Genomic DNA, 10882 nt, shown 5'->3' with positions numbered 1-10882 from the left:
AATTTATTCCAAAATGCTCCTACGGAAATAAGTTTATCACCGTAGGAGGCAAAATATAAGAACTATTTCCCAATTGTTCAATCCCCCAAATAAAGATGGATTGTTCCGTCAACTTCCAATAAATTATCCGGCTCAGGCAATTGGGATTTTACCACTTCCCCTTTCCCGTGCATTTCAATATGGAAAGGATAATGCAATTTCATAATTTCATCCACTTTCATACCCACCAAATTCGGCACCCGCTCTGTCACAGGATCGCCCCAGCGATACTGCTTTTCCATCTGACCTTCCCGATTGACTTTTAGGCCGATGATCGGAGCGATGTCTTCTATAATTTGTCCGACGATCGGGGCGGCAATGGTGCTTCCAAATACAACCGAACTTTTTGGACTATCAATGGCCACATAGACGACGATTTGCGGGTCGTTGCTTGGTGCAAAGCCGATGAAAGAAACAATATATTCGCCGGATTTGTAGCGGCCATTTTCCGCCTTTTGGGCGGTCCCTGTCTTGCCTCCGATGCGAAGCCCATCCCGATAAGCATTGCGCCCTGAACCATTTGCAACGACGGATTCCAAAGCATACCTTACTTTTTCGGAAGTTTTCTCGCTGATAACGGTACGCTTCAGCTCCGGTTTGTTTTCGAGGATTGTTTTTCCGTTTTCTGAATCAACAATTTTCGAAACGACATAAGGCCTATACAATTTCCCGCCGTTGATCACCGCAGACACTGCTTGGACTTGTTGAATCGGCGTCACGGCAATCCCTTGCCCGAAAGATGTCGTTGCATGCTCGACAGGTCCGAAAGCTTCTTTTGAAAACAAGATGCCGCTCGCCTCACCGGCAATGTTGGAGCCTGTCGGTTCCCCAAATCCGAAATTTTTGATGTATTGCAACAGTTTATCGGGCCCTACCCGTTGCCCAAGTTCAATAAAGCCCGGGTTGCAGGAATTTTCGACCACTTCCAAAAATGTTTGCCGGCCATGCCCTTCGCGTTTCCAGCATCGAAGCCTTGAATCTTCCACGATGGTATACCCTTTATCATAAAAAGTCTCTTTATCCAAATCCACTTTCCCTTCCTCAAGGGCAGCGGCAAGGGTGATGATTTTGAATGTCGATCCGGGCTCAAATGTCATCCAGACAGGCAGATTGCGGTTGTAAATTTCCGGTTTCGCTTCTTCATAATTGCTCGGATCGTAGGTTGGAAATGATGCAAGCGCCAATATTTCCCCCGTTTTCGGATTCATGGCGATTGCCAATGCTTGTTCCGCATTATATTTCTCCATTGCTTGAGAAAGTTCACGTTCAACCACTTTCTGGACTTCCAAATCGATCGTTAATTGCACCGTCGCTCCCTGTTTTCCTTCTCTCCACTCATCATCTACATGCGGCAATGCATTCCCTTTTGCATCCGTATACAAACGGATTGCTGCGTCTTTTGATGTCAAATACTTGTCGTATTGATATTCAATTCCTGCTAGGCCTTGGGTATCGTAGCCCGTGAATCCCAGCAAACGGGACAGCAAATTTCCATAAGGGTAATGCCGGACATAATCCACACCGGTATAGAGGCCGTCAATTTTCATTGCTTGAAGCTGGACGGCTTGTTCATACGTAATGTTTTTTCCTTCCGGTGCAAGTTTGACTAGGTAAGATTTTGAGTTCATCTTTTCATATAGTTTTTTTTCATCAACTTTTAAGACGGATGCAATCTGCTTCGCAGCCTGTTCAATATTATCATTCTGGGCCGGCATAAAATAGAGGGTCGGAGCCAATTTATTCGTGACAATCACTTCTCCGTTCCTGTCAACAATTTTCCCCCGTTCCGAGGCGAACGGAATTTCACGATCCCAGTTTTCTTTTGCAAGCTCCGTCAATTGATCATGCTGGATCACTTGTACATAAAACAGCCGGATAATGGTGGCTGCCACAAAAAGAATAAAGCAGTATAACACAAACCTTAACCGTTTTTTCGAAACGGTCGAAATCCACTTCATTCGACACCTCACCTCATTTTTAACAAGGTATGAATCGAACTTCTCATCTATTCAAAAGCAATTTGATTAATCTTGCGGCAGCTCGCCGTTTTCCTTTCCTTCCGGCGCAAACAATTCTTCAGGTCTCTTTAATTTCACCACGATCGGGGAAGAATCGTTAATGATTGTATTTTCTGTAACACTTTGGCTTTCAACATAGCCCTCCCCTACAACCTCGATGTTTATTCCCGACATCGCTTTGTAGATGAGAACATTTCTTAATGACCAATTTTTGAATGAAGGTAATGTAATTTTGCCATCCGTTTTCAGGAAGACCAAACTGTTTTTCAATAAAGAAGTTCCTTGTTTCGGATATTGGTCGGCAATTTCCCCTCCTTCCCCGATAATGACCGGTTTCAGTCCTTTGCTCTCCAATTCTTGTTTTATGGCAGAAGCATTTTTCCCAATATAATTCTCTATATTGACACTTTCCACCGGTTTGACATCATCCGGATCGATATTCAAATACTTCAGGCTGTTTTCCATTACCGGTTTAAACACTTTAGCCACCGGTTCAGACCCAATTTCCGAAGCTTTTAAGTTCGGTCTTTTCACCGCCACATAGATAATCAATTGCGGATCATCGGCAGGAGCAAAACCTAAAAATGAATATAAATAGTTATTTTTTCCATACAAATACCCTTTGCCATTTGGATTTGGTATTTGGGCAGTACCTGTTTTCCCCGCAACATTATATCCTTCGATTTGATATCTTCTTGCAGTCCCTGCTTCCGAAGTTACGGTGGAGGCCAAGATTTGCCTTACCTGTTTCGCGGTTTTTGCGGAAATCGGTTTTCCTTTTGCTTTCGGCTTATGTTTTTCAATCACTTTTCCTGTTGTGGAATCAACGATTTTATCGATAACATGCGGCTGCATCATGACGCCGTCATTGGTGATGGCGGTCATCGCTTGCACAAGCTGGATCGGGGTAACGGTAGAGCCTTGTCCAAATGAAGTGGTGACGTAGTTGATCGGATACCGGGTCAAAATCGTGCCGGTAGATTCATCCGGCAGGTCGATTCCCGTCTTTTTGCCGAAGCCAAAGTCTTGCAAATATTGAATGAACGTTTCATTTCCCATTGATTGAAGCAAGTTTGCCATAGCGGTGTTCGATGAACGTTGGAAACCTTCCAAGTAAGTAATCCGGCCCCATCCGTAGATATTATGATCGCGGATGGTGCTGTCAGCCACTTTGTATGCACCGGATTGATACGTTGCATTTGGATTCCAATGGCCGGAATCAATGGCAGCGGCCAATGTGAAAGTTTTCATTGTAGATCCGGGCTCAATCACTTCCTGTGTTACATAGTTTAGCCAATTGTTTTCCAACCCTATTTTTGTTTCCGGATCGAACGTCGGACGTTGGCTTATCGCCAGAATTTCTCCGGTTTTTGCATCGGCGACAATCCCGACCATGACCTCCGGATTATATTCCTTATAAACCTTCGTCATCGTATCTTCCAAAAAGTTTTGAATCGTTTTATCGATTGTCAGATAGATGTTGTTCCCGTTCTTTGCGGGCTTGACCATTTTTTCCCGGTTTGGCAACAAATAATGGAAGGCATCGGTTTCATATTTGATTTTTCCATTTTCGCCGGTCAATTGTTTATTGTATGTCAGTTCCAGCCCCATTTTCCCTACGGAAATGAATGTTCCATCTTTCTGCTCTTCCCTTTGGGTATAACCAATCAAATGGGATGCAAATACACCGTTGGGATAATATCTTTTTGTATCGCTCACAAATTTGATTCCCGGCAATTTTTCTTTTTCAATTTTTGTTTTGGTTTCATGGCTGATGCCCCTTCCGGCAGAGCCGAACTCAACTTGATAATAGTACCCGCCATCCGGTTTCCGCTTTGTTAAAATCCTATAAATATCTTTTTCATCCATGGAAATATATTTGGCCAGCACTTTTGCCGTTTTTTCGGGGTCTGTTACGTGCTGCGGCTTTTCCGGATCGGTTGTTGCGGCCGGATTGACGATGGCGATCAACCGATAGCTTAATGTATCCTCGGCAATCACCTCTCCGTTCCGGTCCAATATTTTCCCCCGTTCGGCGGTAATCACCGCTTCTTTTTGATACAATGCAGCAGCCTTTGCTTTTAATTGTTCCCCTTCGACTTGGCCGGTCGCCTGAATATAGGCGATTCTAAGGAATAATGCAAAAAAGAGCCCTCCGTAAAAGATAAACATTAGAAAGGCTCCCCATTGGAATCGAAATTTCTTTTTCTTCATTCTCCCGGCACTACCTTTACATTATCTTCATTAAGCGTTAAACCGAGTGAATTCGCTTTTTCCCAAATTCGTTCGTATGTTGATAATTCATTGACCTGCACCTTTAAATCAACATTTTGTTTTTTAATCTCCGCAATTTCTTTTTCTATTTTTTGGATTTCAATCGTTGTTTGTTGAATAGCGCTTTGTTTATGTAAGAAGAGTACTGATAATGTTGCAATGATTACCACAAATAGTATATAAAGAAACTTTTCCTTTGCTGTTATGATATTGCGCTGTTTCTTAGGGTGCTTTTTGGTATTTGATTGAATGGAGGGTTGTTGATTGGGTGCTTCTAGTTGATGATAAGAAAATTGTTGTTTTACACGAACTGCCATCTAGCCACGCCCTTTTTCATGAATTTTTTCAGCGATGCGCAATTTCGCTGACCGTGCACGATTATTTTTCAAAATTTCTTCTTCTGTAGGTAAAATCGGCTTTTTCGTAATAATTTTTAATACCGGTTGAAATTCCTCGGGTATGATTGGCAACCCTGGAGGTAATTCAGGCAATGAAGAAGCCTCTTTAAATATAGTTTTGACGATGCGATCTTCCAAGGAATGGAAGGTAATGACGCTGATGCGTCCACCCACACGCAGTAAATCGATGGCATCATTCAGCGATTCTTCGAGCGCTCCCAATTCATCATTCACAGCGATTCTGATTGCCTGGAAAACCCTTTTAGCCGGATGTCCCCCGGTGCGTCTTTTGGAAGCCGGAATCGCTTCTTTTATTAGTTCTGCAAGCTGACCTGTTGTTTCAATAGGTCCTTTTTTTCTTGCCAATTCAATTTTTCGAGCAATTTGCTTTGAAAAATGTTCTTCTCCATATCGAAAAAAAATGCGCACTAAATCCTCATATGGCCATTCATTCACGATGTGGTAGGCGGTCAGATCCTGCGTCTGGTCCATCCGCATATCCAAAGGAGCGTCATGTTGATAGCTGAATCCCCTCTCAGGAGTATCCAACTGTGGAGAAGAAACCCCCAAATCATAGAGGATTCCGTCAACTTTCTGAATATTATGGCCATACAATTTTTCCTTCAAATACCGGAAATTGGAATGAATGAAAGTGACTTTTTCCAAATATTTCTCCAGACGCTTTTTCGCATTTTCAATTGCATGAATATCTTGGTCAAAACAAATCAAACGTCCCTTTTCAGAAAGTTGCTGAACCAAATATTCGCTGTGTCCGGCACCGCCTAAAGTACAGTCCACATATATTCCGTCCGGATGGATGTTTAATCCGTCAACAGCTTCTTTTAACAGCACAGTTGTATGTTCGAACATGCATTTTGCTCCTTCGTGGATGATTTTCTTTAGAAGTCAAAGCCAATGAGATTTTCCGCAATATCGTTGAATGATTCCTCCGCTTCGTTGAAGTATTCTTCCCAAAGTGCTTTGGACCATATTTCTATTTTTGTGGAAACACCCAATATGACACATTCTTTTTCCAGTTTGGCGTATGCGGCAAGATTAGAGGGGATGTTGATGCGACCTTGCTTGTCCAATTCCACTTCCGTTGCGCCGGAAAAGAAGAACCTCGCAAATGCTCTTGCATCTTTCTTTGTCATTGGCAAATCTTTTAATTTTTCTTCGAGCTTTCGCCACTCGTTCATAGGATAGCCAAAAAGACAGTTATCCAGTCCCCGCGTAATCACAAAAGAATTACCGAGGGCTTCACGAAATTTCGAGGGTATGATCAAACGTCCTTTGGCATCTATCGTATGCTGATATTCTCCCATGAACATGGCTACTCACCCCACTTTAGTAAATAATGTACCACAATCCCCCACTTTCCTCCACCATTTATTCACCACCTTGACAAACTTTTTAAAAAACATGACATATTACCTAATTCCGTTTAGAAACTTTTTAGGAAAAAACAAATAAAAGAAGAGCTATCCTCCTAGGGATAGCTCCAGAAAAAGATAAAATATCTTATAATTTTACTAAAAAATGAGAATTGCCAATCTTCAAAGGCAATTTGATTAAATCCCGGACAAGGTCAGGACCGTAAATATTGAGATATTGATAAGGATTGTAAATACGCTCCTGATAATTGTTATTCGGATACAATTCGCTCGAAAGGGTGTTCAGTCTCCGGATGGTGCTTTCATGTTTCACAAGAACTTCCTGCTCGATTTTTTTCAATAAATAATCAAACTGCATGTGGTGGTACCTTTTATTTTTTTCAATGATGTTTTCCAAATGCAGTTGTTTTGAATGCAAATATTGGCGCAGCTTTTCATAACTCTCTTCAAGCATTTCCCTCATGTGATCAATCTTGTTTTTCGCTTCCACATCCTGAATGCTTTGAATAAATTGCCGTTTTATTTTTTCCGCTCCGCCATGGACCACTTTTTCAAAATCCAGATGATACTCAGACAGCAATTGCTCCACCTGCCTGCTGATCAGAGTGATGTTTAATCGTGGAGCCAAGATTGGCATTTGCAAATTTAATGCATCAAAAGCATCTTTTAAGGCGGCCCAATAATGCATTTCGCCGGGGCCTGCTACGAAAGCCAATACCGGTAAGCACATTTCCTGCATCAAAGGTCTCGTTACCACATTGTTGCTCAAATGTTCCGGAGACTCTTCAGCCAGCCGCAACAATTCCTCTTTCGAAAATTTTACATTTGCTTCTCTGTTGACAAACTCTCCTTTTTTTCTTTCCAGCAGAAACCGTTCTCCATCCTTTACAAAAAAAAGGTTTGCATTTTCTTCCGTCTCCGAAACCGGCTTTCCATATCCATTTTTCTCTAACAATCGTTCTTTTTCGATGACCGCTGCGCAAATCGCCTCGTTTTTTTCGATCATGCACTGAAAAAACCGGGATTGGTATTGTCGAAATGGCGGAAAAGCCGAATCGATCAACAGCAATCCTTCTTCTTTGAACAAATCATTCATTAAACGGGCAAAAAAATCAGTAAACGTTGAGCTTTCATACATATGATGGAGCACAGATTGATGAAGGGCGCGCGTATATTGCGTCTCGCCGTAATCTTTGAAAATTTCATCTATCAGTTCTTTCATCCTGCCATGATCAAGACGCGTCTCGGAAGCAATTGTCTTTCTTGCAGGATTGGCGCCGTACATTTTCTTTTTCGGCAACCCGTTGACAATAGTATAGGTATGATTGATTTCTAGAATATCGTGATCTTCCCCCGCAATCCAAAAGATTGGGACGACATCCTGGTCCAGCTTTTCGCTTTGTTCTTTCGCAAGCAATATGACACTGATGGCTTTATAAACCGAATAAAGGGGGCCGGTGAGGATTCCTGCCTGCTGTCCTCCGACGACCGCCACGGCCCCGTCTTCCAATTTTTTTAAATGCTCCTTGGCTTTTTCCGAAATTCCGAGAGGCTCCATAAACTGTTCAATCACTGTGCATAAACGTTTTCTATCGAAATGGTTTTTATTTAAATAGCGGGCTCTTGCGCGGAAAGATTCATCGTTATACGGATATTGATAAAAGGAAAGTAAATTTTCGCTTTCCTTCCAATAGTCAGCCAACAGCTTATTATCCACTGGTGCTATTCTTTCCAGTTCCATAATACTTCTCCTCTACTGATCTCTATACGTTCAATTATCTTGAAAGAGTTTTACTTGTACTATTTTAAACGTTCCCTCCGTTGTCTGAAAAGAAAATGGCTCAATTTGTTATGTAATAAAGAAAAGAATGCTTTGAACAATCCCTACAAGCCAAACCGCATTATAAACCAGAACCAAATATAGAAATTGTACGCGCCATATCTTTCTCAACAGAGGAATAATCTTCATTTCTTTTTTCGTTTTCCAGTCTTGATAGGTCATGATGATGGCAATCAGAAGCGAAATGGCGATGGCGATCAGGCTCAGCCTTGTCCCCCATAAGGTTGCAATGGAAATCGTGACGGAGAAAAACAGAAAAAATGTCGTAATATCTGCCGCCAAACGGACGCTTTGATTCGCCCTTTTTTTCAGGATTTTCCGAAAAATGAAATAAGAAAGGATAAATATGGTAACCGGTATAAAAATCAGGATGCCGAGAATATAGGATACCAGCAATTTCACGTCTTTTCACCCTCTAAAGCCAATACTAAATGATAGAGTGTTTTTAAGATGGGCAGGCTTTTTCCGTTTTTTTCCGCTTTTTTGATCACCGCCCCGACAATCGACTCCACTTCCGTTTTTCTATTCAGCAATCGATCCTGCAGCATGGATGACGAGTTGGAAGCGGTTTTTTTGCATAATGAAACGACATCTTCGAATGATACCGTTTCCCTCCGCTCCGGAAAAGCTTCCATACATTCCTCATATAAGGCTTTCAAGAGGATATAGGCATGCCGGTTTGTCAACAATTCCCCGTTTTTTATTTGCAATACGGCTGTCAGCGGGTTGATAAAGCAATTATATAAAGCTTTCTCGAAAAGCATCTTCTCCGCGTCATCGACAAATTGCACCGGGAACGACGCGCTTTCGACCTTTGAGAACCATTGAAAATCCCCGGTTTTTCCCCGTTCAACCGCTAATTTTAACACACCAATCCCCCGGTGATTAACCGTATGGTCATTTTCCTTTTGCGCTCCAAATTGGCATGACCCAAAACCGATCGTCTTTTGCGGAAGCTTCAGCACTTCATCAAAATGGGCCAGACCATTTTGCACAAACAATAATGGTATGTCTTCCGGCAATTTTTCCAATCGGGGCAATACTTCTTTCAAATGCGTATATTTCACCGCTACAATCACAAAGGAATCGGAACGAATATCCTCATATTTTGTAGAAACGTTTACGGGCAATCGGGTTATCGTTCCATCCAAATTGATTCTATGAATCCCATGCTTGCGGATCGCTTCCTCCTGCTCTTTTCTCCTCACCAGAACGGTCACTTGAAAACGTTCCGCTAAAAACGACGCGAGCAGCATTCCGACAGAACCCGCACCAATCACCACGATTTTCATAAACGCTACCTTCTTTACCCTTTTATTGTTCGTTAATAATGCCTGCATATTTCTTAACAAGAAAAAGGTGTGACGCCAAAGAGTGCCACACCCTTTTTTATCATTATACTGGAAAGATTTGAAATTTTCGATATGTGAACTGCTGTTTTTTTGCTAATATGGCTGGATGATGGCAAAAAGAGAATTGTTTCCATTATTGCTGTTGTTGCTGCTGTTGCTGCTTTTCGATAAATGCTGCCCCCTGCTGGAGCCATTTCAGCACTTTATCGTGTTCCGTCTGAAGTTCCCGATATTTCAATTCCAGTTCATTATAAGCCTCCGTCAATTCATCGAAACTGTTGAGGGCAAGCTTCAAATGGCTTCTCATCAATTGCTTTGGACGCTTTCTGACGCTGTTCAGCATCTGTCCGTATTGTTGCCTTAATGTTTTATTCCAGCGGAAACCGCAAGCCTGCTTTGTACGTCCCAGCACTTCCGCGGCCTCAGCAAAGGCTTCTAATTGGGTTCTCCCGTTTTGGACCGCAGTAATGACAATCTCCGCCAATTTTTCATCATCTTCAGGAGTCCATTGATCTTTTCTTCTTTTCCCTTCCATACCTATCACCTCTCATTTTTTTACTCTACTATATGCAAAAAGAGAATAAATAGAATTAAATAACATAGAAAAAAATAGGTTGCGACATTGAAAAATTTTGTCGCAACCTATTTTTAAAAAGCATATATTGATTTATCAGATAGGATTGTTGGCCATGTTGGTTTATTTTTTGCTGCTTGATTTTGACAAGAAGCGTTCCACAGCTTTTTCATGCTCTTCGCTTTCCCAAAGTTTCGCGCAAAGTTTGATTTCTTCCATGACGCGGCCGTATACATTCCGCTCTCTCCACTTCCGGAGCTCAATCTCTTTATATGCACGGTGGACGGAAGGATGAATTTTTTTCATATCTTCAATAAAAGCTTCCAGCGCTTCTTCTTTTGGACCGTCAAAGACCCTCATCGCCCAGCCGATGTCGTATAATGTTTGGGCATCGTAAGGTTTTGCGTCAATCAGCATTTTTAACGCCCTGTCATGACGCAAACCTCTTTCAAACAAATATGTTCCGCCGCCCCATCCGGTCGTAATGGCCAACGTACCTTGAATAAATCCGCATTTTGCATGGCTCGCCACCAAACGGAAATCGCAGGCAGTGGCGATTTCGCAACCTCCTCCGACGGCTGTCCCGTTGATTAATGCAATTGTCGGCACATGCAATGTGGCGAGTTCATATAAAATATTCCCCATTTTACTTAGCATGCCAAAGGCTTCTTCAGCAGTCTTCAGACTATGAAATTCCGACAAATCTCCTCCGGAACAGAAGGCTTTTTCCCCCTCTCCTGTCACAACCAGAAAGCGCACGTCTTCATTTTCCTTAATATACTTTATAACTTGCTTCAGTCCATTCATCACTTCATCGTTAACCGCATTTCTCTTTTCTTCTCTGTCGATGGTAAACGTCAGTATACCGTCCGTTAGGTCAATTTGGTAAGACAATGAACAACATCCCCTTTTTGATTTGTTATCGTAACATAATACCATATGTCTTCATAGTAATAGAGGATTTCTAATTTGACAAGAATTGGTTATACCCTT

The 10882-nt window shown here is 42.1% G+C and carries 10 protein-coding genes; all 10 read right to left on the bottom strand.

The genetic code is table 11. The features are described from left to right. Positions 1 to 77 precede the first annotated feature (77 nt). Positions 78 to 1997, bottom strand: coding sequence for a stage V sporulation protein D (locus FKZ59_RS04135; protein WP_141601481.1), 1920 nt, complete (start codon positions 1995 to 1997; stop codon positions 78 to 80). A gap of 66 nt (positions 1998 to 2063) precedes the next feature. Beyond that, a complete protein-coding gene (locus FKZ59_RS04130) occupies positions 2064 to 4271 on the bottom strand; it encodes a penicillin-binding protein (RefSeq protein WP_181733175.1) in 2208 nt (735 codons plus the stop codon). Continuing rightward, positions 4268 to 4648 carry a cell division protein FtsL gene (gene ftsL / locus FKZ59_RS04125; protein WP_141601479.1) on the bottom strand — a complete coding sequence of 127 codons (381 nt, stop codon included), beginning with the start codon at positions 4646 to 4648 and terminating at the stop codon, positions 4268 to 4270. The genes FKZ59_RS04130 and ftsL overlap by 4 nt, the downstream gene beginning before the upstream one ends. Then, positions 4649 to 5599, bottom strand: coding sequence for a 16S rRNA (cytosine(1402)-N(4))-methyltransferase RsmH (rsmH, locus tag FKZ59_RS04120; protein ID WP_141601478.1), 951 nt, complete (start codon positions 5597 to 5599; stop codon positions 4649 to 4651). It abuts the gene before it with no gap. Positions 5600 to 5628: 29 nt separating this feature from the next. Beyond that, the gene (gene mraZ, locus FKZ59_RS04115) at positions 5629 to 6060 is read right to left on the bottom strand and encodes a division/cell wall cluster transcriptional repressor MraZ (RefSeq protein WP_141601477.1); all 432 of its coding nucleotides are present in this window, start codon (positions 6058 to 6060) and stop codon (positions 5629 to 5631) included. A 190-nt stretch (positions 6061 to 6250) separates the two neighbouring features. Next, positions 6251 to 7864, bottom strand: coding sequence for a bacillithiol biosynthesis cysteine-adding enzyme BshC (bshC, locus tag FKZ59_RS04110; RefSeq protein ID WP_141601476.1), 1614 nt, complete (start codon positions 7862 to 7864; stop codon positions 6251 to 6253). 108 nt (positions 7865 to 7972) lie between these two features. Continuing rightward, complete coding sequence (locus FKZ59_RS04105) at positions 7973 to 8365, bottom strand: DUF3397 family protein (RefSeq protein WP_141601475.1); 393 nt, start codon at positions 8363 to 8365, stop codon at positions 7973 to 7975. Further along, positions 8362 to 9255 carry a ketopantoate reductase family protein gene (locus tag FKZ59_RS04100; protein WP_141601474.1) on the bottom strand — a complete coding sequence of 298 codons (894 nt, stop codon included), beginning with the start codon at positions 9253 to 9255 and terminating at the stop codon, positions 8362 to 8364. The genes FKZ59_RS04105 and FKZ59_RS04100 overlap by 4 nt, the downstream gene beginning before the upstream one ends. A gap of 193 nt (positions 9256 to 9448) precedes the next feature. Continuing rightward, positions 9449 to 9850 carry a Myb-like DNA-binding domain-containing protein gene (locus FKZ59_RS04095; RefSeq protein ID WP_141601473.1) on the bottom strand — a complete coding sequence of 134 codons (402 nt, stop codon included), beginning with the start codon at positions 9848 to 9850 and terminating at the stop codon, positions 9449 to 9451. A gap of 162 nt (positions 9851 to 10012) precedes the next feature. Beyond that, positions 10013 to 10783, bottom strand: coding sequence for an enoyl-CoA hydratase/isomerase family protein (locus tag FKZ59_RS04090; RefSeq protein WP_141601472.1), 771 nt, complete (start codon positions 10781 to 10783; stop codon positions 10013 to 10015). Between the last annotated feature and the right edge of the window lie 99 nt (positions 10784 to 10882).

The sequence above is a fragment of the Ureibacillus terrenus genome, from assembly GCF_006569205.1.
GTDB classification, from domain to species: domain Bacteria; phylum Bacillota; class Bacilli; order Bacillales_A; family Planococcaceae; genus Ureibacillus; species Ureibacillus terrenus.
The sequence above is the reverse complement of the archived record's forward strand: the minus strand, read 5'-3'. Positions and strand labels throughout refer to the sequence as shown.